The sequence below is a fragment of the Bdellovibrio sp. CKG001 genome (assembly GCF_055397465.1).
The window spans coordinates 2,445,340-2,472,304 of sequence record NZ_AP029173.1; the positions used below are offsets into that span (position 1 = coordinate 2,445,340).

The window sequence follows — 26,965 nt, forward strand, 5'->3', positions numbered from 1 at the left end:
CATGAAAAATAACGCTTTTCTATTCCTTGCATTGACGTTTTTACTGTCCCTGACAACCCCGGGAATGGCCCAGGCCTGCCAGTGCATCGCCGACCCCTTCAGCAAAAAGTATCAGCTTTATGAAAAGACCTGGTATGGCACCAAACGCAAGTGGACTTGCGTTTATACCTGTCAGGATTCCCAGCAAAACCGCAGTGAAATTATCGGCACTCATTCGGACTGGTACATGAGCGACAAGGGGCTTGAGGGCATTTGTGAGGGGCTTCATTATGTAAACACTTACAGCGCCTTCAAAATGGATTTTGTCTGGGTTTTCGAAGAAGCCCGCTGGTTTGACGCCAGCCAGTCCAAGGCCCCAGAACTTGTGAAGTGGAGCAAAGAGCGCTGTCGCTAAGTCGCTCGGAAGAAGTCATAAAAAACAAAAACCCCGAGGCAATGCCCGGGGTTTTTTTGTTTTTAGCTTTTTGCAGCAGAATTACTGAGCAGTTTCAGTGATCCATTTGTATGCGTTGCTCACTTTAGCGTAAACGCCATAGTAGTTCGCACGAGCACAACCCTGCCCCCAGCTCACGACACCAACCAGGTATGTTTGATTGTTTTCATCCTGAGCCACAAGAGGACCACCAGAGTCACCTTGGCAGGAGTCTTTACCACCGGACTCATAACCCGCGCAAATCATGCTGTCTTTGATTTCGTTCTTATAGGACTTGTTACAAGCCTCAGTAGAAACCAATGGCACGCTGACTTTTTGCAACAAAGTTGGCAAAGAGTAAGAACCTTCACGAGTCGTACCCCAACCAGCCACTGTCGTCATGATCTGGGAACCGTCTTCTGGAAGAGTGATTTCAGATGGATTCAAAGCCACTGGAGTGTAGGAAGAATCCTGAGAAAGCTCGATCAGGGCAAAATCATTTTCCATTGTGCGGCTGTTGTAACCAGGGTGAGCGATGATTCTCTTAGGAGCAATAGACTCTGCATTCACCGCATTTGTGCGATCATGAAGACCGATTACAACTTTTTTCACAGTGCCACCGCGAACGCAGTGAGCCGCCGTCAAAACCCAGTTCTTCTTGATCAGAGATCCACCGCAGAAGTGGCTGCTGCTCTGTAGAGACACGATGTAAGGAAACTCACCGATGGACGCCTCAACGCCACCAACGATTTTACCTTCTACAGGACCAGACTTCGCAAATACCGGAGCAGACATCATCATGAGGCCTGCAATTACAAGATGGTTCATTTTCATTTTTTTCCCCTCTGAACGCGAATCCTTCGCGATCTGATATCAATCGTTGTCTGTTTTCCCGCAATGCTCAAAGAGTAGGTCGCGTTCCAGATTGGAACTGGCCCTCTTTTAGACCTTTGCAGAGGGGAAAAATTTGCCCGCGAAGATATTCTCCTCGACTTAAAACTCGTGATTTTTGTGCTCATACGCCGGAGAAGACTCAAAACGCTGGAATCTGCCTGCTTTTAAGGGGCAACCATGGCTTCGGCGCAAAGCCCTTCACCGCCAGCACCGTGTCATTGAGGTCATTGCAGTTGGCCCCGCAAATTCTATTGAAATGGGGTTCCTTTTATGAGAACCCATTTAGATGGCTGATTCAAAAATTCGCAACGAAATTCATGTCCTTATCAACGGTGTTGAACATAGCATCGGTGGTGAAAAAGCATTCCTTCCTCTGGCCCAATATCTGCGAAACCACTCCCTGCCGGGAACAAAAGTGGTCTGCGCCGAGGGGGACTGTGGCGCCTGCACGGTTTTGGTTGCCAAACTCAAAGCAACCCAGGCCGAAAATCCAGAGTGGTCAGATTTTCAAACCATCAATTCCTGTATCGCCCCTATGTACTTGTTTGACCTGGCCTCGCTGGTCACTGTGGAAGGCCTGTCAGACCAGGACGAGCTGAATGAAGTGCAGGACAAAATGCGCGCGTTCCACGGCGGTCAATGCGGTTACTGCACGCCGGGCATGGTGTGCGCGCTTTCATCCCTAGCCGAAAGCAGCCACTGCCATGGCAAAAGCATTTCAGAAAAAAAAGCCCGCAACCATCTGACCGGCAATCTGTGCCGTTGCACGGGTTATGAGCCTATTCTGCAAGCGGCGACGCATGTGGATCTATCCAAGTGGAAACCCCTCAAGGAAAGATATCTCACCACACAACAGTCAAAGAGCTTTGCTCCCCTGCTAAAGGATTCCTTGCACATCGAAGCGGGCCAGCGCCGTTTCCATGCGCCCTTCAGCCTTTCTGTGGCGGTGGATCAGAAAAATCAATCCCCCGAAACTCGCTTGGTGGCCGGGGCCACGGACCTGGGCGTTCTTCATAACAAAGGAAAGTCCTTCCTTGATAACGTGATGAGCCTGCATAAGATTGCCGAAACTGAAAAAATTGAATCCCGAGCCGACGGCGTTTGGGTGGGCGCGCGTGTGACTTTGACTCAGCTTGAAAATTATGTGGAAAGCACCCTGCCCGAACTGTCCCGTTTGCTGCGCATCTTTGCTTCGCCCCAGATCAAGAATCAGGGCACCTTGGTGGGGAATGTGATGAATGGATCTCCGATTGGGGACAGCATCCCGGCTTTGCTGGCCTTGGATGCCAAAGTTCATCTGCAATCTGTGGACGGTCTGCGTGAAGTTCCTTTAAGCCAGTTTTACAAGGCCTATAAAGTCTTTGACGTAAGACCCAACGAAATTGCCACTGGAATTCTGATCCCGGTTCCGGGACCGGAGTGGAAACATCGCTTTTTCAAAGTATCCCTGCGCAAAGATCTCGACATATCTGCCGTGACCTTTGCGGCGAGTTTAAAAATGGATGGTGTTAAAATAACCGAGGCACGTTTTGCCATGGGTGGTGTCGGCCCCACCGTGGTGCGCCTGCCAGAACTTGAGAAGTCGGCCCAGGGGCGGAGTTTCGACGAAGCTCTTTTTGCCGATCTGGGGAAGCAGGTTCGTTCTTTGATCAAGCCCATTTCTGATCTGCGTGCTTCGGACGAATACCGTCTGAAAGTTGCCGAGAATCTATTTAAAAAATGCCACTTAGAACTTGAGCAGGAAATCCCATGTCCGTAGGTCAAAACATCCCCCACGATTCATCCCTAGGCCACGTCACCGGCGAAAGCGTTTTTATTGACGACCGTCCTTTGATGGCAGGCGAAGTGCAAGTGATGCCGATCGGAGTTCCTGCTGCGGCGGGAATTCTTAAGTCCATTGATGTCTCTGAGGCCCTCAAGGCTAAAGGTGTGCTGGCGGCTTTCACTGCCAAAGATCTTCACCACAATTCCTGGGGTACGATTGTCCCGGAACAACCCATTCTGGTGGCTGATAAGATTGGATACTATGACGAACCGGCGGTCCTGCTGGTGGGAACAGACATGGAGTCCTTGCTTCGCGCCAAAAAATTCGTGCGCTTTGAGGTGGAAAAAGCTCCGGCCATCTTTACGATTGATGACGCCATCGCCAAGCAAAGTTTCATCTATAAAGCCAATGCCTTCAGGGTCGGTGACGTGGAGGCTGCTCTGGGTCAATCTGCGCACCGTCTTAAGGGGGCTTTTGAATGTGGCGGTCAGGAACACTTCTATCTGGAATCCCAGGCCTGCATCGCCTATCCCCTGGAAGACGGACAGATGGAAATCCACGCCAGCTCCCAGCATCCGACCGAAACTCAGCACGTCGTGGCCGAAGCCTTGGGTTTAAGCCTGCATGAAGTTGTCTGTGTTGTAAAACGCATGGGTGGAGGCTTTGGTGGAAAAGAAAGTCAGGCCGCCCCGTTTGCGGCCATGGCGGCTTTGGTGGCGCAAAAAATGAAACGCCCGGCAAGACTGTGTCTATCCAAAGACGACGACATGATGATGACCGGAAAACGCCATCCCTTTAAAAACTACTATGAAGTGGGCTTTGATGATGATGGCAGAATTTTGGCACTGAAAGCCCATCTGTATGCAGATGGTGGCGCCTATGCCGATCTTTCCAGTTCAATTTTGGATCGCGCCATGTTCCATGTCGATGGGGCCTACTATTTACCAAATGCGTTTATCGAAGGTTCGGTGGTGCGCACGAACTTATATTCCAACACCGCCTTCCGCGGTTTCGGGGGCCCGCAAGGAACGATGACGATCGAAAGCATCATCGAAGACATCGCTCTTTACCTGAAAAAAGATGCCTTGCAGATTCGTGAACTCAATTGTTACCAGAAAGTTGTCAGAAATGTGACCCACTATGGGCAGCACTTGGGGCACAACCCCCTGCCGGATCTTTTTGCAGAACTTAAAAAATCATCGGACTACGTAAAGCGCCGACAGGACATTGACGCCTTCAATGCCAGCAGCAAGACACATGTCAAAGGACTGTCGATGACTGCGACCAAATTTGGAATCGCCTTCACGGCGCGCTTCCTGAATCAGGGTAATGCATCCGTCAACGTCCACAAAGACGGCACCGTGCAAGTCTCCACCGGCGCCACGGAAATGGGTCAGGGTGTGAACACCAAGATCCAGCAGGTGGTGGCGCATGCCTTTGGGATTCCTTCTCAGGATGTCAAAGTGATGGCGACTTCGACAGAGAAAAACCATAACACCTCTCCGACAGCGGCCTCCAGTGGATCGGATATCAACTGTGCCGCGGCAATGAAGGCCGCTTTGGGAATTCAAAAGCGTCTGGCGTGGCTTTTCCAGAACATTCTGGCGGGGACTCCGATGAATGACATCGCCGAATGTCCGGCTTTGGATGAAACCCAGCTGCGCTTTGAAGAATTCCAATTTGAAGGCGGAATGCTGACACATCTTCCGTCGAGTAAATCCATTTCCTGGCAGGACGTCGTCAAACAAGCTTACTTCAACCGAATGTCTCTGGGGGAATACGCTCACTTTAAAACCGAAGGTTTGGGTTTTGATAAAAAAACCAGCCAGGGAACACCCTTTAAGTATTTCACCAATGGTGTGGCCGTCAGCGAAGTGCGAGTCGATCTTTTGACGGGCGAATACAAAGTCTTGCGTTCTGATATCCTGATGGATCTTGGCCGCCCCATCAATCCAGGGATTGACCGTGGTCAGGTCACCGGAGCCTTCGTGCAAGGCATGGGCTGGGTGACGTCCGAAAAACTTTTCCACAACAAAGACGGAAAACTTCTCAGTCATTCTCCAACCACCTACAAGATCCCGAATGTCCAGGACACACCAAGGATCTTTAATGTTGAATTTATTGAAAACCATGAAAATCGCGAAAACGTTCATCGTTCCAAAGCCGTGGGGGAACCTCCGTTCCTTTTGGGCATTAGCGTTTGGACGGCACTTAAAGATGCTGCCAATGCCAAAAGCAAAGGTTTGATTTCAACACTGAAGTCCCCGGCCACCCCCGAGGACATGCTGATGGAGCTTTCCCGTCATGAGTAGACTGAACTTTGAAGACTACCTTACTGCCGTCAAAACCCTGCAAGAGGCAGGAAAGACCTTTGTCAGTGTGACACTGGTGAACCAACAAGGATCTTCGCCTCAGGAAGTGGGCGCACGCGCCCTGATATCGGCTCAAGGGCTGGAGTTTGGAACCGTCGGTGGAGGCAAAGTGGAAAAACGCGCCATTGAAGAGGCGCAAAAAATGATTCAGGCCAAAACACCGCACCTTTATGCCGACTGGAATCTGCAAAAAGATATCGGCATGACCTGCGGGGGCGTGGTCAGTTTCTTCTTTGAGCTGCATGAACAGAATCATCCGTTTCATATCTATGTCTTTGGCGCTGGCCACATCGCCCAGGAATTTGTGCGTATGCTGACTTTGCTGGACTGCCGCATCACCTGCGTCGATCCCCGGCAGGAATGGATTGATCGACTGCCAAAGTCCTCAAAGCTTAAAACCGTTTGTACTGAAGACATGAAGGGCCTGGTGGCTTCCATCCCCGACAAGGCCTATATCACTTTAATGACCATGGGACATGGAACAGATCTGCCTGTACTGATTGAAGTGATGAAACAAAGGGATCGCTTCACTTACGTCGGCAATGTCGGAAGCGACCAAAAAGCCCGCCGCCTAAGACAGGATCTTTTGGATGCGGGGCTGCCCCAGGAATCCTTGACCCGCTTCTTCTGCCCGATGGGTGAAAACTTTGGCACCAACTCGCCAGTTGAAATTGCCTTTAGTATCGTGGCGCAAATCCTTAAAACAAGGGACCAAAACAATGAGCTTGCATAGTAAGAAAACACAAAAGATTTCCTCGCAAGAAATGCCCCAGCGTCTGGCGCAAGCCCGAGGGGATGGCGAACTGGATCTGCTGATCACAAACGTCCACTTGCTGGATGTGATCACCGGTGAAACCTACCCCACCTGCATCGCCGTGGGCGGTCAGTACATCGTGGGTGTTGGACTTGAATATCAGGACCAAAAAGCGGCACGCATTTTCGACGCCCAAGGGGCTTTTGTCACACCAGGCTTTATCGATGGTCACTTGCATATTGAATCTTCCATGATGTCGCCTTTTGAGTTTGAAAAAGCCACCTTGCCTTTGGGTACCACCACGGCCATTTGTGACCCCCATGAAATCACCAACGTTCTTGGTGGAAAAGGCTTTAGCTGGTTTTTGCGTTCATCAGAACTGATGCATCAGAATCTGTTTGTTCAGATGTCATCCTGTGTGCCGGCGCTTCCGGGTTTTGAAACCACGGGCAGTGATTTCCCTTTGGAAGAAATGAAAAGTTTCAAAGACCACCCGTCCGTGCTGGGGCTGGCCGAAATGATGAATTTCCCCGGTGTGATTTATGCCGACAAGGACGTTCACGCCAAGATTGAGGCCTTTGACGATCTCAACATGGACGGACATGCTCCCCTGCTGCGTGGTAAACCACTGAATGCGTACCTGCTAGCCGGGATCCAGAACTGCCACGAAACGGTCACCCTGGAAGAGGGCCGCGAAAAACTGCAAAAAGGCATGGGCCTTATCATCCGCGAAGGCAGTGTTGCGAAGAACTTAAAAACTTTGGCGCCTTTGGTGAATGATTTTTCATCGCCTCAATGCCTGCTCTGCACCGATGATCGCAATCCCTTTGAAATCGCACACGAAGGTCATATCAACTATTTGATCAAAGAGCTGATCAACAAACATGGCGTGGCTGTTCACGTGGCATATCGTCTGGCAACTTATTCCGCGGCAAAACACTTTGGCCTTAAAAGACTGGGACTGGTGGCTCCGGGCAAGAAGGCCGATCTGGTCTTTTTGAAGGACCTTAAACAAGTGGACATCCAGGATGTGATGATCGGCGGACAGTTTGTTTCGGAACTGCATCTGGAAAAGTCTTTGCAGGAAAAGCTTCAAGCTTCCCAACCCCCTTTGGAAAACACCATGAAGCGGGCCTCTTTGACGGAAAAAGATCTGACCCTGAATCTGCTTCCAGGTGTTTACAATGTGATTGAGATCGTGCCTCACGAGATCATCACTCAGCATCTGACTTTGAAGTTCGACGGACAGAAATTTGAAAAAGAGGACGTTCTTTTCATGGCCAATATCGAACGCTATGGCAAAGGCCTTCCTCCCGCTTTGGGTCTGGTCAAGGGTTTGGGACTTAAACAGGGAGCTTTAGCAAGCTCTGTGGCCCACGATTCACACAATATTATGGTCATTGGCACCAACGCCAAAGACATGACGGTGGCGGTGAACACGTTGATTGAAAAAGGGGGTGGCTTTGTCGTCGTCGATCAGGGAAAAGTTCAGGCCCTGGTGGAACTGCCGATCGCAGGTCTTTTAAGCTTGCAAAGTGCGGAAGAAATCAAAGATGGCATTGCCACTCTGAAGAAAGCCTTCCGCAGTCTGGGGGTTGTTCTGGATGAACCTTTTATTCAAATGGCGTTCCTGGCCTTGCCCGTGATTCCAACCCTGAAACTCACGGACCGCGGCCTGGTGGATGTGACGAAGTTCAGCTTCATCCCGTTAGAGGCTTAGAATAAAAAGTGCTACTCTTGGTTTTCCTCGATGTTGCGCATGTGATCGGCGAGCCGAAGTAAGGAATGCAGAAGCTCGCTGCGCAGGGGCTCTGCAATTTGCAGCTCATCAAAAGCCTGCACCATGCACAACATCCACTGATCCCGTTCGGACTTGCCAATTTTAAAAGGAAAGTGGCGCATGCGCAGTCGCGGATGCCCATAGCGTTCCATAAAGAGATTCGGTCCGCCCAACCACCCCGACAAAAACATAAAGAGCTTTTCTTCGGAGCCTCGCAGGTTTTCCGGATGCATCTGGCGAATGCCCTGCACCTCTGGAAGAGTGTCCATGATCTCGTAAAATCTCTGGGTTAGTCGGCGCAGGACCGGCTCCCCACCTAGCAGTTCGTAGGGCTTTTTTTCTTCTGACATTACAAAAAAGTACTCTTGAATCCCAAAGAAAAGCAATCAACTTTCCCTCTGTCTCAGAATAAGCCATGAATATTTCAAGAATCGTTCAAGACCCTTTTCGGCCTTCAGTAGGACCCATAAAAATCCGATTAATTCTCCATATCTACGAGGTTCATTGACATGAAAAGACACTTTCACCAGTACGTTATCTCTTTGCTTTGTCTGTTGGCTTTAGGCTGTGATCGCCTGACCGTGGATGGCAGTAAAATATCTTTGCAAGTTCCCAGAAGTCTTTCTGGCAAAATGAACTCGGCCTCCTCCACCCTGATGCTGAAGCATCTTGCCGTTCAGGTCACAGCGCCGGATATGAGTCAGCCCATCACCCTGCTTCAAGATGCGGGTGGTTCATCGTCATTGGGCTCAGAAATCACCTTGGAAATTCCATCCGGTTCTGATCGTCTGGTGCAGGTACTGGCGGCCTATTCTCCCGCAGGTTCTGATGGGGGCGCGATCTTGTACTATGGAGATGTCAGCAAATCTCTGGCAGGCACAACAGAAACTTTGGATGTGCCGCTGCAAAAACTTGGCAGCGAAAGCACGGTCGAAGGTCGCCTGAAAGGACGCTATCTTTCTTCCGCCAATGCTGGCCCCAGCGGAGAGCTCAAACTCTTTTACCGCCCCCCTGGCAAACCCGCATTGCTAGTTGATAGAAAAATGATGTTTGGTGGGTGGTTTGAAATGGTCGCCTTCAGTGACATCCCCATGGACTATATGCTGCCTGACGGCACTTATATGGGACAACAATGGACCACGAACACTCTTGTCACTGGCCCTCATCTGGTCAAAGTCGCAGAACCCTTGTCTTTCCGCGAGCAGTGGACCAGTGTCGGAACTTCGACGTGGATCCAGCAATTGCCTGAAGACAAGTTCTTTGGCTTCTTTGCCAACAACCCAACTTATCTTTCCAACAAAACCGTGTGCGTTCAGTCCGCTCTGAGCAACGGTGGATCTTTGTACTCGAACTCTCATTTTGTCAGTGCAAGCCGCAATCATCCAATGCCTATCAAACATTTCGCCACAGGCTCAACCCCCACAGCCACGCCGCAGGCCCTTGCATTTATTGGCGGACGGGCCTTCAGCGATTGTGCGTCGTTACCCCCTGCCGAAGAATTTATTTCCTATCTTAAATTCAACGGCAATTCCTGGGATAACCGGATTTATGACATTGGTGAAAGCAGCGGGATCGTGGGTCTTCAAACCATGTTCAACCGCCCTGAGGAAAACCCTCAATACCGCTCAACCTCTAAGTTCGGCGTCAACTCTTCAGGAGTCTACCTCGAAACACGTCCCCTTCCTGGAGCCCTTGAGGGAATCAACGGCCTTCAGGTTTATAGAAAAGTCACGACGGCCATGCCTATGCCAAGCACTGAATACGATGAGCGCTGCGAGAGTGAGCGTCTTTCCAGCAGTGGCTGGAGTCTGTACAAATCCCTGCCGCTGCCAGCATTGGACAATGGTGCACTGAAGATACAGGTAGACTCATTAGGCTTGGCCGCGCAGACTGAATATCAGCATATTATTTGCCTCAGTCGTGATGGTCATCCCCATGGGCAACCCAATCACATCTGGGTAAACAATACCAGTCCATCACCTCCTCAAACACTGAGTTTGAGCTCAAGTCCTTCCACGGGACTTCCCTTCAACCATTGGCCGGTGGTGGGTGAATGCCGTGCTGTCCAAGTCAACCTGTCCGGTTCAAATTTCGCCGTGAACCCGTACCCTTCTTTGGGCTATACAGTGACAGCAAAAGATTACTCTGATGCAGCGGCGGCTATCTTGTACAGCACCAAGGATTGCAGTGGATCGCCGGTATCAACTCTGTCCAAGACATTTACAGCTCAGCTTATCGAGTCCACATTCTATATAAAGTCAGCGTCCTACGGTAACTTCAACCTTTCACTGACCAACACTCTGGGACTGACCAATCCAAGTCCTTTTCCTTTAAACGTTGTCGACCCCACAAGCACTCCAACCAGTGTCTCATTGTCACTGGACACCACCAATACCACGTCGGGAAGCTTCCCTCCTTTGATGGCGGTCTTCCCTCAAGGTTGTCATCCTGTTGCCGCCTTTTTCCACGAAGGAGGCAATCCGGTTAACAATTCTGGATCCGCCACCTTCTCTTGGATTGAGCTCGATGGGGTCACATCCTACACGCCTCCTAGTGACATCAAAATCGTCAATAACTGCGTGTCCAGAACCCCTCAAGCCTCCATCAACGTCGTCAATGGCGTCGGACGATTCGCGGTGTTGGCTGGCCCCAGTCTGCTAAACAATGTCTCTTTAAAAGTCGACGGCTTTGGAACTTCTGGGATGGCCAATCTAAATATAACACCGCTGGCGCATCATCTTTCTTTGACCCTGCCCTCGGGTTCCAGCACCACCCCACAGGTTTATCAATGCCAGGCCATCCAGGTTGAGGTTCGTGATTCTTCAAACAATCCGGTCATCATCCCAGCAAACAAAAAACTTAGCTTTCACATTCACTCCCGTCCTGAGATCATGGCTCAGCCTGTCGATGTATCATTCTATTCCGACAGCAGCTGTACATCTCAGCAGTGGGAGCACGAAGTGGCGGCAGGCACCTCCTCCAAACTGATCTACATGAAAGCCAATAGCCTCGGGGCATTCTTTGTTGGCTACTCCTCTTCGTACACTCAGACTATGGGTTCTTCTCCGGTAAGTGAAATCCGTCTCAATCCAACTCCGGCCCCGCTGTCTGTCGATCTTGGAGGCTACAGCACCATTCCGAACACTGTTTCACACGGATTTAACATCATTGGCGGGACAGCGCCCTACACGGCCACTGTGACCCAAGGATCCGGAACCGTGAATGTCATTCAGCCTTATGCTCCGAACTGGCAGCTGTCGGTGATACCATCAGCAACGGGTCCTTTAACGATTGTGGTTCAGGATAGTGCCGGACAAAGCACGACTGTGAATCTAACTGTGTATTAGACATTTAAGAAAGCACCATGAAGACAGAAAAAATCAGCATCTTGATCGGCATCATCATCTCGGCGTTTTTTGCGTGGTTCAGTGATTACTATTTTAAGTACTCACGAACCCCCGCAATCCAGCGTCCTTACAGTCCTTTGTTGGAAAGCACCGAAGTTCTGGATTTGCGTATCAACGATTTTAAATACAAGCTGCGCCCTTCGGTTCAAAGTCAGGCGCCAGTCGCTTTGATCGCCATTGACGACGCCTCTGTGCGTGAAATAGGCCGCTGGCCCTGGAGCCGCGAAATGATCGCGGAGATGACTGACAAAGTCCTGCAACATGGCGCGAAGTCGGTTTCTTTTGATGTGATCTTTGCGGAACCTGAAACTGCCAACCCTGCAGCGGATACAGCCTTTGCCAGGGTTATTGAAAAAAATCCTGACAAAATCGTCCTTGGAACTTTCAGCGAAAACCTGATCGATTTCCAACCCCATCAGGATCTTTGTGTGGCTGAAGCGTTCCTGGCCACAGGGGGCGATCAACTGGTGAAAATCAATCCCAGCTTCTCCATCGATGAAGAAACCCATGCAATTGATGATCTGAACTGGGCACCTCTTTTTAAAACCTTCTTTGACAGTATTCAGGAACGCGAAGAAGAAGAACTTCTTAAAAGCCTGGGAAAATCCTCGCGCGAAGAGCTCTCCACTTTCCAAAAGAACAACTTGAAAGCCCGACAGTCCATGGCACTGTTTGACTATTGCCACTCCTGGCTGAGCAAAGACGACATTTTCCTCAAAGGTGAAAATCGGGCCCAGGTGGCTCTGTTGTATGCAGAGGTTACCAAAGACTCCCCTGAGCTTAAGAATCTCAGCTTTGACAATCTGCTGGCACGCATACGCAGTTCGTACAAAACCCATCCCATCCCGCAGTACGGTGAATGGACGCCCAATATCCTTGAGCTGCAGACCCCGGCCACTTACACCGCCAGCTTTATTGCGCAACTGGATTCCGACGGCTACGTGCGCCGCTATCCCCTGTTCTTCCGTTCGGGCCACAAGCTAGGAACCAGCTTCATTCCTTCAATGGCCTTACAAAGTTTTTTGCTTTCCGGACCCTACCGAGCCGAACTGAAAATGAACACCGGTAAAAAAGGCGAAAAATCCCTGGAGTCCTTTAATATCTACGACACCTCCAAAGATCCGGAAGTCAAAATCAGCAGCTACCCCGTCGATGGATCAGGACAACTGCTGATCAATTTCTATGGCCGCCAGATGTCTTTGCCCTATGTTTCTGCCAAAGAGCTTTTCAACGACAGCCCGACCGTCAAGGTCACCACCAGTGTCCTGAATCAAAAATCCAAACAACTGGTTTATGAAACCAAGGAATACGACAAAAAAGAATTCTTCAAAGATCGCAGCCTGATTGTCGGGGCCACGGCCGTGGGTCTGTACGATCTGCGCAACACCCCTTTGGAAGCCAACTATCCCGGCCCTGAACTTCATCTGACCATGCTGGCGAATCTGTTCGATAAAAACTTTTTAAAACCCTGGAATGCCGAATCCGCCGTGATGCCGTGGATTCTTTTGATCGGCGGCACCGTGCTCGCCACGGCGTGGGCCTTAATGGGGCCTTTGGCCTCTATTGCGGGCTTTGTTCTGATCTTTGTGTTGTTGGCAGGTCTGGATCTGTGGCTCTTCATGCACAAACAAATCCTGCTGCATTCTTTCCTGATCTATATCAGCGCTCTGACAGGTTTTGCCGCCATTCAGTTGTTTAAGTACTTCACCGAGGAAAAAAAGAAGAAAGAACTAAAATCCACCTTCTCGAAATACGTCTCTCCGGCCGTGGTCGACGAACTTTTAAAGGACGCTGCCAATCTTAAACTGGGTGGGCGAAGAGAGCGTATGACAGCCTTCTTCTCAGACGTGCGCGGATTTACCACGATTTCAGAAAAACTTCCTCCGGAAGAACTTTCCCGTGTTCTGAATCTGTATTTGACTCCAATGACCGAGATTGTGTTTAAAAACCAGGGGACTCTGGACAAATACATGGGGGATGCGATCATGGCCTTCTTCGGAGCGCCGGTGAAGGACCCTCAGCACGCCGCCCATGCGTGTCGTTGTGCCTTGCAAAGCCTGGATAAACTCAAAGAACTGCAGAAGGAATTCTCTGACAAAGGGCTTCCTTATATCGATATTGGAATCGGCATCAACACCGGCGAAATGAGCGTCGGCAACATGGGTTCTAATATCGTTCAGAACTATACCGTCATGGGCGACTCGGTGAATCTGGCTTCGCGTCTGGAAGGGATCAACAAAGAATACGGCACCAGAATCGTGATCAGTGAATTTACTTACGCCGATATTCAGGGGCAGTTTACCGCCCGGGAAATTGATCGGGTGCGGGTCAAAGGAAAGCTGGAGCCCGTTCGTATCTTTGAACTGATCTGCGAAGGAAAAGCTTCCGGCACACAAGCGGAAATGCTGACGTTGTTCGAACAAGGTTACAAAGCCTATCATGAAAGACGCTTTGCAGAGGCCCAGGAGTTCTTCAAAAAAGGCCTGGAAATCTCCAACGGGCAAGAAGCGGTTTGCGAGCTCTATATTGAAAGGTGCCAGGACTATATCGACTCCCCACCCCCGGAAGGATGGGACGGAGTCTATGTCATGAAGACCAAATAGAATTATTTCCCTAGAATGCTGTGGGTGAATGTGAACAGACTGGTGACAACGAACTTGTTGTAATCGTAAGAGTCTTCATCCGAATCGCCCACATTGTACTGCACACTCATCAACCAGTTCACGTTGCGCTTAAGATCCTTATTGAAAGCCGCGGTGACAATGGGGTTTGAATCGATACGTGTGGTCACCGCCTCATCATAGTTCTGACTGGAGTATTCGGCACGCAAACTGGCGTTGCTTTTCCACCATGCTGCAAAAGCATAGGTCAGACCCACAGACGATCGCTTATAGCGGTAATTGCGGCCTTCAGCCTGATTGATCAGATAACCCGCATCCAGGGTCAAAGACTTCTCCCCTTTTAGATCCAGAATCCACGTCGGCAACAAGGTCATACCATAGCGCAGACCACTTTGATCATCGTCGCCCACGGAAGAGTCCAGCAAAGTCTCTTCTTTGGATGCTTCCAGACGCACAGCCATCAGCATATCACTTTGCACTGGCGCCGCCAGCGTGGTGTTCACCCCCAGGGATCGAATCACCTCCGAACGAGTGCCTCCCGTGGGGCTCATGTAGATGCTGCGATAAGTGGGAACGAGTTCCCAGTTCAAAGAGCGTTTTGAGAATTCAAATTCCTTGTGAAACGGAAGACTCAGATCCAACTGCAACGGGTCCGCCGTTTGCAAAACCGCATCCCCCTGAAAGCTGGTGTTGGTGCTGTAGTAATCAGAAATTCCGATTTGGGTTCCAAAATCTGATGTCGGGGTTCGTTTCCAGATAGCCAAAGCACTGGCGCCATAGTTCAAACGCAAGGCCTTCACATCTGTGGTCACGTTATTTTCAGCCACATTCAAAACGTTGCCGTCATAAACAGCACCGATAAATCCGGTGAAGCGATACTTTTCTTTCTTGCTCTCATAAAACGCCTGCATCTTGTCAATTTGATTCAGAAGCTCTTCCGCCGAACGGTCCAACCGAGGGTCCTTGGAGTTATCCAGCACATACTCCATGCTCGAACGGGCCTCGGGGAACTTCTGCTGCTGCATCTCGATATTCCCCGCAAAGAAGGATGCCATCGGGCTTAAGGTTGCATCATTCTCCGAGCGAATCTCGACAAATTTTTTGCGGGCTTTTTCGTAATCCCGAAGTTTCAGATGATTAAGGGCAATATAGTAGTCCTTCTCCAAAGACAGTTCTGACGGAACATCCGCCATTGACAGCGTTGCCAGGGACTTATTGTAGTTTTCAATCTTGTACAGGGTCACACCATAGCGGTAGTAGTAAGAATCCTCTTCCGGATCCATGTCCACGGCCTGGGCATACTTGCGTTCAGCCCCGGCATAGTCTTGTTTGGCGTAAAGTTTGTCAGCCTCTTTGACCATATTGGTGGCTGCGGCTTTCTTGCGATTTTTTTCTGCCAGCGTCAAAGCCGCCTGTTGTTCCAGCAACTGGGCTCTTTGTCTTGCCTGCTCTTCTTCCAGGGCCAATTGTGTTTTTTCCATCTGGCGCTTTTCCTCACGCTCCTGGCGCTCCAAACGGCGCACCGCCTGCGGAGAAAGCACTTTAGCCACCGGAGCCGCTGCCACTGGCTTGGCTTTTTGCTTTTGTTCCTGTACGGCTACGAACTTTGCCAGTTCATCAGCGGACTTAAACAGCACAATACGCTGAACTGTCTGACCGGGAATAGCATAGGCATAAAAAGGTGGCTGGCCGGGATCTGAAAATTCCAGAATGCGCGGACGATTGTCCCCGATAAAGAACTGAATGATGAAAAAACCGCTCCAGGGGCCGTTCGCGCCACCACGTCGGTGCAACATCACCTGAGCGACCTTGCCGGATTCACTGTCCCGCACACGCAGAGGACGTGAATCACCTTGCACGGAATTATCCTGAAGTTCCAATTCCAAGGACTGTGTCTGAGAAATTTTTGCATCCAGCGCATAGGCTGAATTCACAATAAAAACACCCGCAATACCCAAAGCTGCAAATTTCATAGATGTGTCTTCTTCTTAATTAGATTATTGAGGAGTCGGACGGATGATAACCTTGGTTTTCCCACCGGAGCGCAAAACATCCTTCACCGCCGTATCCGTGGTTGGAGCGCGCACCGTGGTGTTGGGTGGAGCTGTCGCGGTCCCCGCCACCGGTTTGATTTCTTTTGCCATGCCCAAATCCATATCTTTGCTGTCAATCATGGACGTGGTCGGCGCAGCTTCTGGTCCGACAGTTGCAGGAGCCTCGGAAGCAATTTCCCGACTGGCTCCGGACTCAGTAGCAGGAACCGCCGGAGGAATATTTGTCGCCAGCGAGTCATTTTCAATCTGCTTGATTTCTTCTTTAGGTAGGGCCTTTGGAGCTTCCGGCGCAGTGGAGTTTGGAGCCGTCGTGGTCATCTGGCCTTTTTTAACAATCACGGGTTGCCCCATCGGACGCCCCTGGGGATTCACCGCCATCACCGCCACAGATCCTTTGAAGGTGACGATTGAGGTCATGCTGGTTTTTGGATCAAACCCCGTCTGAAACTGAGTACCACGCACCCCAGCCACCGCTGTTGGAGTTTTGACCTGGAATTTGTTTTTTTCGCCATCATAGTTTTGCTCGACGTTGGCGCGCAGTTTACCCGCACCGAGTTTGATTTCGACGTTCTTTTTACCTGTGGCTGGATCATTCTGATAAGTGGCAATTTCAATGGTCGTGTCAGGATTCAGATTGAGGACGTTGCGATCGGACATGACGATCTTGGCGCGAGAGTCTGCAGCCGTGATCACTTTGTCGCCTTCATAGACTTTGGCACCGACTTTGGCCGCTGCCTCCGCTTTACCCGGAGACTGGATCTGCACGCCCCCTTTAACGACCATAAAGACACCATACATTTTTTCTGCGGCAGAGACCTGCACCGCAAGTCCCAAGACAAATAAACCCACCACCGTATTTAAAGACGCCGCCTTTACGTTCATATCCATCCCTGCTGTTAAATATGATTTCATTTTAGATGAGAAATTCTTGGATTAAAAAAATACTTTGTCAGTTGTCTCTCTTTTGGACCGAGGTCTCAGGCCTCGACTGGACCTTTCTCTAATCATGTCACAACTGACATCTTTTTGCGCTATTTCGGTACAACATCTCGAGCTTAAGAATTATTCAAGCTCCCCTGATCATTTAGAAGACTTATCAAAAAGCCGACAAGTAAAACATGAAAAATTATTCCGTTCTTCCGATGTTGGGGCTTCTTGTCGGACTCTCAGGATGTGATCGTCTGTCTTTGCAGGATTCCTCCAAGGTGCGCATTCAATTTCCCTCCGCACAATCGTTAGCCTCAAAAGCTGAAGCCTTTGCAACCTCTGGCGGTACGACACCGGACGGTCGACCGATCCCCACTGGATTTACGGGTTCTGCTCCAATCAACTGCTATCTTGTCACTGTCACTGGGCCGGAAGAGGCTCTTCGCAGAAACACCTGCGCACGCGATGACAATTCAGCACCGGCGCGCAACGTAGGTCCCTGGACCGGCGGAGTTCCTGCTGGTGGTGAACTGACCATGGAAGTTCCTTCCGGGGACAGCCGCGAGTTCCTGGTGATCGGCTTTTATGCTCCAGACGGACAATGCAAAGACTTTAAATCCGCGGGCTTCGGTGACGGACTGTCACGTCCTTATGTTTTGGGATCCAAGGCAGGGATGAAACTTCGTGCCGGAGAAACCACCGTCGTCGATATTCCCATCACTTATGATTCAGAAAAATGGTTTGATAGCTGCCGGGGTCCTGATTTCCCGGAGGACGGCCCTTCAAACCCAGGCGCAAGCATTCCTACACGCATTACCAGCAGCAAAGACTGGTTCCCGGCCAACACCTATGTTCTGGGAGCTTGCACTAGCGTGGGTGTCTTTCTTTCTGACGATCAAAATAGACATGGTGTTCTTCCCACAGACACTCAGTTCTCTTTATCCCTGAATGGGACCCAAGTTGGCATTTACCAAAGCTACGACGAATGTCACCAGATGCTGGGCACCAGTCCGACTTCCACGATTGCTGCCGGTCAAAACTTTAAAGACGTTGTCTTCCGTGCCCCCGACACTCCAGGCCCTCTGGAAATCAGCATCACCAATGTCTCCTCTGCTGTGGTCTTGCAGACTCAAACAAAAACCTATCAAATTGTCGATTCCGGCCTGAAAGGGGTTGAGCTTCAAGGGGCTCGGTCTATTTTGCCGGACCTCTGTTATCCATTTAAATTAACTCGTCGCTACATTGATGCAGGCAACAGCCCCGATAATGCCATGAGTCCCGGTGTCGTGACTCTCGCCCCCGGAGCGGGTCTTTCTGTTTACAGCACTTCCGATTGTTCGGGAGCTGCGCAAACGTCCATCACGATCCCTTCCTATACCTCTTCAACAGCGGTGTGGGTGAAAAGCACGGGGACTGCGGGGCAAAATAGCATCACTTTGTCAGGTGCGAGCTTCGTTTCGCTGACTCAAAATATCTATCGTGGCGGCGGAACCAACACACCTTCTAAACTGGAACTGCGGGGGCACAGAGACGGCCCAACTCGTGATTTCTGCTACAACTCCCCTTTCGAAGCCATTCTGGTGAATGATCAGCACACTGCCGTGCTGGCTCCATCCCCATTAGAAATCCAGTTTACCTCCTCCTCTGCCGAATACTTCTCAGACAGCGCCTGCTCTTACCCCGTCAGCTCCATCAGCTTGGGCGCAGGTCAATACTCAGTGCCATTCTATCTTAAAGCACGCACACCTCAGACTCTGACCCTGGGGGTCAGTTCCAGCCTGACTCAAGCTGGAAGCTATACGATCAATGTTCGTGGCCCTTTTGCCAATGGCTCAGAAAACGTATTTGTCTCTGGGTTTAACGGCGTTTGTGCCAAGTCCATGATGGGATCCTTCTGTTGGGGGAACCCTAGCGGAGGACGATTAGGATATCCCGTCAGCACTCAACAAAACATCCCTAAACATATTGCCCCCGCGGGCACAGACTGGAGCTATGTCAAAATGGGCTATGATTTCTCCTGCGGCTTGTCCCATGCTGGCGAAGTCAAATGCTGGGGGATGAACACCAAAGGTCAGCTCGGTGACGGCACAACCTCCCTTCACGATCTGCCAGCGCCGGTCACTGGCGGCGACTACTTTATCAACCTGTCGGTCGCTAACAGCTCAGCCTGCGCGATCACCACGATGGGCGTCTTAAAGTGCTGGGGTGACAATATCTCAGGGAATCTTGGTGACGGGACTACGGTCTTCAAGACCAGCCCCACCACAATCGACGCGGGTGTGACCTATAATCAGATTTCAGCTGGATCGAGTCACACTTGTGGAATCACTAATACCGGACAACTCAAATGCTGGGGCACGAACACCTATGGCAAGCTTGGCACCGGCAATGTCACCAACTACAACACACCAACCGCGATTGATGTGGGAACAACCTATTCCATGGTGTCCGTCGGAAGTACGCACACCTGTGCCGTCACCACCAGCGGCATTCTGAAATGCTGGGGTGGCGCCGACTTTGGTGCCGTTGGAAACGGTGTGGCCTCTGGAAGTGTCACAACCCCGACGGTGATCGACAGTGGGACTTCCTACATGCAGATTTCAGCCGGAGAACAAATGACCTGCGGAGTGACCCAGGCAGGAGCCATCAAATGCTGGGGGCTAAACACCAACGGTCGCTTGGGAGTGGGAACTCTGACCTCGGCCGTCAGCCTTCCAACACAGGTGAATATGCCTGCAGAAGCATTGCCCGCCTCAGTCATTTCCACCGGATCTGGAACCACCTGTGCAATTTCCAATGGTGGAAAGCTCTGGTGTTGGGGTGAGGGCCAAGAAGGCGAACTCGGGGTGAACAACCCGACAGACTCCTCTACGCCACAGCCGCTGATTTACTAAGTCTTTCGTTTATAGTTTTGACAGTCCTGCAAAGACTGCAAACCTCTTACGCCCCTGTTGAAAAATGCAGTTAAAATATCGAAACTGCGAGGGTTCAACAGGGGTTTTGTCATGAATCAAAGACCACATATCATAGGTGTTGCCGGCGGCAGCGGTTCCGGAAAAACCTATTTCGCCAAAGAACTGCAACAGATGCTGGGCGAAGCCAACTGCACGATTCTGTATCAGGACAACTACTACATCGATCAATCGGCAAAATTCGACGGGGACGGCGGTTCAGTGAACTTCGATCATCCCGAGGCGTTGGACTTCACCCTGCTGGCGCAGGGGCTGCGTCTGCTGAAATCCGGCATTGCCGTGAATGTTCCAATTTATGACTTTGTCACCCACTCACGAAAAAAAGAAACCCTGCTTGGTCAGCCCAAAAAAGTGATCATCGTCGATGGAATCTTAATCCTGCATTCCCACGAAGTCCGCGCCGAACTGGACGAGGCCATTTTTTTTGACACCCCGGAAAACTTGCGCTTTGAACGCCGCCTGAATCGCGATGTGCATGAACGCGGTCGCACACCTGAGGGGGTTCATAAGCAGTTTGAACTTCAGGTTCGCCCCATGCATAACTTGTTCGTGGAGCCCTCCAAAGAACACGCTCACCTGATTGTCAAAGACCTCGGGGACTACAGCCAAGCTCTGGAGCAAGTGTGCTCCCGTCTAAAACAAAGATATCTGCTCTAGCCCCCGACCTTCGCAACGTTCCCAACACAACGGAAAACAAAATGAGCCGCTCCATGGTTTTCCTTCTTGCTCTGAAGGACTTCTATCTGAAAAGATAAAAGTCAGATTACTTCAAAGGATCAGCATCATGCGCATGACGACGGCTCTTCTTTCTCTGTTGTTTCCCCTTTCGGCGATGGCCAATGTTCTTGGGGATATGCAAACTTTCTCTCCAAATACTGATGGTCTGGACTTTATCTCTGTCCACTCGGCCCGCCCGCTGCCGCAGGGCTATTTTGTTTTCAGCAACTATCTGAATTTTGCCAAAGATCACCTGCTGGTTTATAAAACCCTTAATGCGCAAGACCGCATTGATTATGAAGATTCATTGTTCGAGTATGATTTCGGCGTGGCTTACGGATTTTCTGAAAACCTGCAGTTCAGTTTGCAGATGCCTGTGCTGCTCAGTCATTCCACCAAGGAACAAGACGGGGTTCGGGTCAACCTGACTGAAGGCATTCACAGCTTCCGTCCCGGATTCAAGTGGTCCTCCGCATCTGGCAAAGACACACACTGGGCACTTTTGGGGTCCGTGGATTTCCCGTTCCTGGAAAACAGCCCCTACACGGGGACAGACTCACTTCCCATCTTTAACCTTGAAGGCGCCTACAGTTGGTCCAAAGCCACCCGCATTCAATCCGTCAACGTTGGAGCCCGCATCAGAAATCCCACAGACACGCCAGCTGATGCGCACATGTTCCCTTTGAAAAGCCAACTGACGGTGTCCTATGGAATATCTGACAAGTTTTCCTCGACCGCCCGCTGGGTGTTCGAAGCGTTCTCCAGTTATCCGCTGGACAAAGAGCCTTACAAAGATGCCGTGGACGCCTCTTCATTGGACCTATTGCTGGGGCTTAAACACCGCTGGTATAAGAATCTGAATTTTGACTGGGGCGCCACGGTTGAACCTGGAGTCAAAACCCTGTCCCCGGCCTATCGTGTCTTTGCTGGTTTGGTCTACTACTGGAAGCCTGGCGCAAACAGCACTCCGTCCGGAGAAAAAACCGTCGAAAAAGCATTTGTGATTGTACCTGATGACAAAGTCGTCAACACCTTTGAATGGATTCAATACTATGCCGAAGGTGATGTGCAGATCGAAAACTGCCAGGTCGTGGAAGGACCGGGAAGTCTGAACAGTGCCTGCGAGTTTACTTCAGATCAACCGGGGTTCAGCCGTCTTGAGTTCCGCGATAGCTTCGGCCGTACTGTCACCCGCACTGTCACCATCCGCGAAACCACAGTTCGCAGTCCGCTGCGCTTCACGCAAAAAAGCTATGAGGTCTACACAGGTTCCTCCGTGCAGGTGGAGGCTGAAGGTGGCGAGGCGCCTTATCGCTTCAGCCTTCTTCGCGGCCAAGGCTCCATGGAAGAAACAGGTTTCTATGAAGCTCCCCTACGCAAACAGACCGTCCAGATTCAGGTCACCGATCACCAAGGACGGACCGCCAAGTCCACCATCAAAGTCATTGAGCCTCCCAAAGAGGACAAAGCCATTGATTTATCCAATCTGGAATTTGTCTCGGGCAAGGCACAATTGACGGATGCCTCCTTGGCTCAATTACGTAAAAATCTGCAGAACCTGCGCCAGGTTCAGATTAAGAAATTGATTGTAGAGGGGCACACGGACTCCGTTGGAAGTGATGATTACAACCAACGACTCAGCCGCAAACGTGCTGAAGCTGTTAAGGATATTCTGAGCAAAGAGCTCAGCTTGGACAGAAAAGACATCGAGGCCATCGGGTACGGGGAATCTCGCCCCATTGCATCGAACGACAGCGCCACCGGTCGCCAAAGAAATCGTCGTGTGGTCTTGAAAGTCTATTACAACAAATAAAAGGCATTGTCTTAAAATGATTGTGTAAAGCCGGTGGACCTCCACCGGCTTTTTTTATAAAATAACGGCATCAGGAGGTCTGCCGTGAGAACAAAAAAATCAGACGCTTCCAAGGTTGCAAGCACGCTTTATGACCTGGTCACAGCCGCCCCCTCGTCGCAACTCTCCCCCGCTTCGGACCCTTATAAAGCCTCCCAAGACATTATCAAGATGGCCGCGTGGAAGTCCGCAGGAGTTTCCGGAGCCCTGGCCATCCCTCCAGGCCCACTGGGGATGCTGACCATTCTTCCGGATTTACTGGCGATCTGGCGTATTCAAGCACAGATGGTAGCGGATATCGCCGCCGTTCACGGCAAGTCCGGCTATCTGACCCGCGAAGCTCTGCTGTTTTGTCTTTTTAAACACGGTGCCAGTCAGCTTTTGCGTGACGTAGTAGTCCGGGTGGGTGAACGCTATGTCTTGCGCCGAACCAGTTTACGAATGATCGAACGCGTCTGTGAGCGCCTTGGTTTACGGGTGACTCAGCGGATGCTGGGAGCCAGCATTTCCAGATGGATTCCCATTGCGGGGGCTGTTGCCGTCGGCTGGTACACGCGCTATGATACAAAACAAGTCGGTCAATCAGCCCTGGATCTTTTCTCCCGGGAAATTGCCACCGATGCTACAGAAATAAAGGATGTCGGCGAAGAACCGACAGAAAGGAATCTTCCTTGAAAAAAATCCTCTGCACCTTGCCCTTGATTCTTTCATCTCTCTTCGGTTGCGCAACCACAGACACGGAAACGGAGGTTTCTGCAATGACCCAGGAATCCACCCCTGCTGCATTTAAGGATATTCGCTGGGAACTTGTCGAACTGATGGGACATCCCGTGAAATACGCCTCTGCGGATGCGCAAAAAGTCTATGTTCAATTCAATAGTGGGGACAGTCGCGTGAATGGCAACGATGGATGCAATGCCTTTACTGGCGCCTTTGAGGCCAAGGACGGTCAGCGTCTTTTTATTTCGAAACTGGCTTCCACGAAAAAGTTCTGTTTGCAAATGCCAACAGAAGATAACTTCGTCGAGATCCTACAAAGTATCGACAATTATTCTCTCAGCGAAGGGATGCTGGTATTAACCAAAGCGCGTATGGCCCCGATGGCTCGCTTTAAGGCGGTGGAACTTTGAGTCTTTGCCTCAAACCGCTACTTATTCTTCTGCCGGTCTTTTTAGGTTGCGAAACGGTGCTGGCCAAATGGAAAAGTCAGCCTGTGCAAGACATCGTCTATCAAGGCATGACCGAAGACTTCGTGCCTTTTAACTATCTTGAAAACAATAAGATTCAAGGTTACTCCACCGACGTGGTGCGCGAGGCATTCAAACGAGCCGGACTAAAAACGGAACTCACCCTGTGGCCCTGGGCGCGGGCCTACAGCGCAGCTCTCCAAAAGAAGAAGCACTATGTCTTTTCCACCTCCCGCTCTGAGGAACGCGAAAAACTTTTTAAATGGGTGGGGCCCATCGCAAAAGATTCCGTTTATCTGGCGGCACTGAGCACTTCGAATTTCAAACCTGCCGAGGACTATCGCAGTTTTAAAAAGTATTCCGTCGGCGGTCAGTTTGATGACTACCCGATTCAGGTTCTGCAGAAAGAGGGCTTCAAAGTCAGCATCTATCGCAGTGAAGATGAGCGCATGGAGACCTTTAAAAAAGGCCGCATCGACCTGGACATCGTCACTGACGGCAGCCAGAAAACCTATGAAAAACGCTGGAACATCAAATACAAAAGACTGGCATTCATGTACGCGACGGACTATTGGATGGCGTTTCATATCAGCACCCCCGAGGTGGTGATTCAGTCTTTAAACAAAGCTCTGGAAGACATGAAGAAAGACGGCACACTTCAGAAGATTTCCGACAAATATCTTTAGAACGTGCCCCCTAGACCTTCCAGAAATGAGAAGACCTCCGAACCCTCTTCCCAAAGCTCAACGGCTGTCCAGATTTCAGGGTTTCCCATAGAATTTCACGAAAGATTCCGTGCCTGCCTTTAAACTGTGAATCAGCACACAATGGAGATCATGGCATGAGGCAGACACTGTTGAATCTTAAGAATCAACTGATCAAAGCTTACGAATTCATCAAGGAACTGGATCAAATCCCCATGCGCAACTTCCACGGAGACTTCTACGAAGAAAAATCCAAGACCCCCAAGGCGCACCGCCAGAACAAGGTCAAAGTGGAAGATCTACGCCCCCCGTCTGCGAAAGACTAGACCGTTGTTTCTATGCATACTGCGAAAGGGTCCTCTTGTTCTTAGAATATGAACATAAAGGAGGCCCTATGAAAGCACTCGCAGCCTTTTTCCTCACAACTCTCTTGGCTCTGCCCGGGTATGCCAATGACAGAATTAATATCTCTCCGACCGATATTGACTATCTGAGTTTGGAATACGGTGAAGTCCCTATTAACCAAACTGCGCTGGCAGAAATTGGAATCAACGCCCCGGCAGATCGGAACTTAAACATCAACGAACTTTTGATTTTCGGTGATATGTTTGCCGCCACCACCAACTGCGGTGCCACCGTCGAAGCCGGGAAGTACTGTTTGATCGACATTTACTTTGCCCCGACAGCCAAAGGCGAGCACTACGGTGAAATGTCCATCAAGACCAGCGAAGGCAACATTCTTCTAAGACTCTACGGAACCGGTATCTAGTTTTAACATCTTAAGGTGAGGCGTATTGCCTCACCTTCTCTGAGGTCAGACTGTACTTTACTTGGACACCCGACCACGATCCTGTGATTCTTCCTGACTTTATACAGTTGGATCCTTTTCAATTCTCGCGCATCTCGTTTATGTAAAAAATGGGAGTTCAGTAAAAAAGGAGACCCACCATGTTTACAGCACGGCTTTCTGCGACCCTGGCTTTCCTTCTGCCCACGTTGGTTTGCAATGGGGCTTTTTCTGAGGAAGTCCGCTCCCCACTTCACCTTCAGGCAGCTGCAGACTACAATGCTTTGTTAAACCAGATGGACCTGCGCAGTCTTCGTGAGGCCAGTATGAATGCCTGGCGCCACGGGGTGAATCCAAAGTCCTATTGGACTGATGCGATGGAGTCGCTGCTCAATTCCGGCAACACCACCAGACTCCGCCCCTTGGCCAACCAAGCTTTTCTGCGACTGTTAAAAGAGATTCACCTGGGCAGCGTCAACCCCCAAAGTGCCGGCCGCGACATCAAATTCATACAGAAAGATTTTTTGACACCCAAACAACTGCAAGTCGTTTTTTTGACAGCGGCCGAAGATCCCGGTCGCCTGCTGGATCTGATATCACCCCAGAATGCACCGTATCTGGCGGTCAAATCGGCTCTGGAAAAGGTATATCCCTCTTGTTTAAGCGGACAGTGGCAGCCCATCACTCCGATCAACACAACCTTAAGACTTTTTTCCCAGCATCCCGTGATCAGGGAAATCAAACAACGGCTGGCTCTTCTTGGATATAAGTTTAAACTGATGGATGACCGCTTTGACGGTGATCTTCTCAATGCCGTCACGGATATTCAATGGAATATGCGAATTAATCCCGACGGGGCTATTTCTCCAAATGGCAAAGTCTGGGCTTTCCTTACCGTGTCTTGTATGGACCGAGTCCGCCAATTGCAGATCGACATGGAAAAGATGCGGTGGTTCCCTCAGTACTTTGAAAACCGCTATATCTTTGTGAATCTGGCGATGTCCTATTTCATCCTGATGGATCAATCCACCCAGTGGCCGCGAATTATGAGCTTCCGCACTGTCAATGGTCGCCCCAGCCGCAAGTCACCAACGATGAGAGACGAAATTGTTAAAGTCATTATCAACCCGTATTGGGTGGTGCCACCGACAATTTTCTATGAAGACAAAGTCAATGATCTGGCCAATCTTAACAGCGAACAGATCCGCGAATACTTCAACTCGCACCACTATGAAGCCTGGTCCAAAGACTTCCGTCGCCGCATGGACCCGACAGAAATCGACTGGAAGGGCATCGCCGCAGGACGCGTAGAGCCTGATGTGAATATTCGCCAACTTCCTCATTTGGGGAATGCCTTGGGTGTTTTAAAGTTTGATCTGACAAACTCGTTTGCCATTTACCTGCATGACACCAATCAAAGGGAACTTTTTGATACCCCCAGTCGACAACTCAGCTCAGGCTGCATTCGTCTGGAAAAACCTTTGGACTTAGCCGAGTTTCTGCTGGAAGACACGCCATGGGATCGCAAACTCATTGCTGCCATGATGGCCCGCCCAGGAGAAATCGTCACCAAGTCCACCGAGATCACTGTTCCCAGCTACAAGAAAACAATTGTGTACACTGCTTATCTGACTTCGATGATGAGCTCAGACGGAGTTGTACGATTTGTGACAGATTTGTACGGACAAAACAAAAACATCGAAGGTTCTCTGCGCGGTCTGTTCAAAGGTGAATAATCTGTAAATTGAATAGGTTCAACA

At 50.4% G+C, this 26,965-nt stretch carries 20 protein-coding genes; 16 read left to right on the forward strand and 4 right to left on the reverse strand.

Annotation, left to right across the window (positions count from 1 at the left end; translation table 11 throughout):
• Nucleotide 1 precedes the first annotated feature (1 nt).
• Nucleotides 2-394, forward strand: a complete 393-nt coding sequence (locus ACZ50P_RS11595; protein ID WP_464131271.1) for a hypothetical protein — start codon at nucleotides 2-4, stop codon at nucleotides 392-394.
• Between the two features lie 81 nt (nucleotides 395-475).
• On the opposite strand, the gene ACZ50P_RS11600 is transcribed toward ACZ50P_RS11595, so the two are convergent.
• A complete protein-coding gene (locus tag ACZ50P_RS11600) occupies nucleotides 476-1,246 on the reverse strand; it encodes a S1 family serine peptidase (protein WP_464131272.1) in 771 nt (256 codons plus the stop codon).
• Nucleotides 1,247-1,592: 346 nt separating this feature from the next.
• On the opposite strand from ACZ50P_RS11600, the gene ACZ50P_RS11605 reads away from it, so the two are divergent.
• The 4 genes from ACZ50P_RS11605 to adeD are packed head-to-tail and all read left to right on the forward strand — an operon-like array spanning nucleotide 1,593 to nucleotide 7,917.
• Nucleotides 1,593-3,065 carry a xanthine dehydrogenase small subunit gene (locus ACZ50P_RS11605; protein WP_464131274.1) on the forward strand — a complete coding sequence of 491 codons (1,473 nt, stop codon included), beginning with the start codon at nucleotides 1,593-1,595 and terminating at the stop codon, nucleotides 3,063-3,065.
• Nucleotides 3,056-5,383 carry a xanthine dehydrogenase molybdopterin binding subunit gene (gene xdhB, locus ACZ50P_RS11610; RefSeq protein WP_464131275.1) on the forward strand — a complete coding sequence of 776 codons (2,328 nt, stop codon included), beginning with the start codon at nucleotides 3,056-3,058 and terminating at the stop codon, nucleotides 5,381-5,383. Before ACZ50P_RS11605 ends, xdhB begins: the two co-directional genes overlap by 10 nt.
• The gene (locus tag ACZ50P_RS11615) at nucleotides 5,376-6,176 is read left to right on the forward strand and encodes an XdhC family protein (RefSeq protein WP_464131277.1); all 801 of its coding nucleotides are present in this window, start codon (nucleotides 5,376-5,378) and stop codon (nucleotides 6,174-6,176) included. The genes xdhB and ACZ50P_RS11615 overlap by 8 nt, the downstream gene beginning before the upstream one ends.
• Nucleotides 6,163-7,917, forward strand: a complete 1,755-nt coding sequence (adeD, locus tag ACZ50P_RS11620; protein WP_464131279.1) for an adenine deaminase — start codon at nucleotides 6,163-6,165, stop codon at nucleotides 7,915-7,917. Before ACZ50P_RS11615 ends, adeD begins: the two co-directional genes overlap by 14 nt.
• Before the next feature lie 11 nt (nucleotides 7,918-7,928).
• Here the strand turns inward: adeD and ACZ50P_RS11625 are convergent, their stop codons facing one another.
• Nucleotides 7,929-8,327, reverse strand: coding sequence for a group II truncated hemoglobin (locus ACZ50P_RS11625; protein WP_464120597.1), 399 nt, complete (start codon nucleotides 8,325-8,327; stop codon nucleotides 7,929-7,931).
• 159 nt (nucleotides 8,328-8,486) lie between these two features.
• Between ACZ50P_RS11625 and ACZ50P_RS11630 the strand changes: the two genes are divergently transcribed.
• Both ACZ50P_RS11630 and ACZ50P_RS11635 read left to right on the forward strand, forming a co-directional pair.
• Nucleotides 8,487-11,324, forward strand: coding sequence for a hypothetical protein (locus ACZ50P_RS11630; RefSeq protein ID WP_464131281.1), 2,838 nt, complete (start codon nucleotides 8,487-8,489; stop codon nucleotides 11,322-11,324).
• A 17-nt stretch (nucleotides 11,325-11,341) separates the two neighbouring features.
• Entirely contained in the window at nucleotides 11,342-13,987 is a 2,646-nt protein-coding gene (locus ACZ50P_RS11635; protein WP_464131282.1) for a CHASE2 domain-containing protein, read from the forward strand.
• Nucleotides 13,988-13,989: 2 nt separating this feature from the next.
• On the opposite strand, the gene ACZ50P_RS11640 is transcribed toward ACZ50P_RS11635, so the two are convergent.
• Nucleotides 13,990-15,978, reverse strand: a complete 1,989-nt coding sequence (locus ACZ50P_RS11640; protein ID WP_464131284.1) for a tetratricopeptide repeat protein — start codon at nucleotides 15,976-15,978, stop codon at nucleotides 13,990-13,992.
• Between the two features lie 24 nt (nucleotides 15,979-16,002).
• Complete coding sequence (locus ACZ50P_RS11645; protein WP_464131286.1) at nucleotides 16,003-16,971, reverse strand: FecR family protein; 969 nt, start codon at nucleotides 16,969-16,971, stop codon at nucleotides 16,003-16,005.
• Nucleotides 16,972-17,177: 206 nt separating this feature from the next.
• Here ACZ50P_RS11645 and ACZ50P_RS11650 point away from each other — a divergent pair, with 206 nt between their 5' ends.
• The 9 genes from ACZ50P_RS11650 to ACZ50P_RS11690 all read left to right on the forward strand — a co-directional run bounded on the left by ACZ50P_RS11650 (nucleotide 17,178) and on the right by ACZ50P_RS11690 (nucleotide 26,941).
• Complete coding sequence (locus tag ACZ50P_RS11650) at nucleotides 17,178-19,880, forward strand: RCC1 domain-containing protein (RefSeq protein ID WP_464131289.1); 2,703 nt, start codon at nucleotides 17,178-17,180, stop codon at nucleotides 19,878-19,880.
• A gap of 111 nt (nucleotides 19,881-19,991) precedes the next feature.
• The gene (udk, locus tag ACZ50P_RS11655) at nucleotides 19,992-20,615 is read left to right on the forward strand and encodes a uridine kinase (protein ID WP_464131291.1); all 624 of its coding nucleotides are present in this window, start codon (nucleotides 19,992-19,994) and stop codon (nucleotides 20,613-20,615) included.
• Between the two features lie 127 nt (nucleotides 20,616-20,742).
• Nucleotides 20,743-22,488 (forward strand): OmpA family protein, encoded by a 1,746-nt coding sequence (locus ACZ50P_RS11660; protein ID WP_464131293.1) that lies wholly within the window; start codon nucleotides 20,743-20,745, stop codon nucleotides 22,486-22,488.
• An 84-nt stretch (nucleotides 22,489-22,572) separates the two neighbouring features.
• Nucleotides 22,573-23,202, forward strand: a complete 630-nt coding sequence (locus ACZ50P_RS11665) for a hypothetical protein (RefSeq protein ID WP_464131296.1) — start codon at nucleotides 22,573-22,575, stop codon at nucleotides 23,200-23,202.
• Complete coding sequence (locus ACZ50P_RS11670; protein WP_464131297.1) at nucleotides 23,199-23,657, forward strand: META domain-containing protein; 459 nt, start codon at nucleotides 23,199-23,201, stop codon at nucleotides 23,655-23,657. Before ACZ50P_RS11665 ends, ACZ50P_RS11670 begins: the two co-directional genes overlap by 4 nt.
• Nucleotides 23,654-24,400, forward strand: coding sequence for a substrate-binding periplasmic protein (locus ACZ50P_RS11675; RefSeq protein WP_464131298.1), 747 nt, complete (start codon nucleotides 23,654-23,656; stop codon nucleotides 24,398-24,400). The genes ACZ50P_RS11670 and ACZ50P_RS11675 overlap by 4 nt, the downstream gene beginning before the upstream one ends.
• 155 nt (nucleotides 24,401-24,555) lie before the next feature.
• The gene (locus tag ACZ50P_RS11680) at nucleotides 24,556-24,744 is read left to right on the forward strand and encodes a hypothetical protein (protein WP_464120587.1); all 189 of its coding nucleotides are present in this window, start codon (nucleotides 24,556-24,558) and stop codon (nucleotides 24,742-24,744) included.
• Nucleotides 24,745-24,812: 68 nt separating this feature from the next.
• Nucleotides 24,813-25,187 (forward strand): hypothetical protein, encoded by a 375-nt coding sequence (locus ACZ50P_RS11685; protein WP_464131299.1) that lies wholly within the window; start codon nucleotides 24,813-24,815, stop codon nucleotides 25,185-25,187.
• 179 nt (nucleotides 25,188-25,366) lie between these two features.
• Entirely contained in the window at nucleotides 25,367-26,941 is a 1,575-nt protein-coding gene (locus tag ACZ50P_RS11690) for a L,D-transpeptidase family protein (protein WP_464131301.1), read from the forward strand.
• The last annotated feature ends 24 nt before the right edge of the window (nucleotides 26,942-26,965 follow it).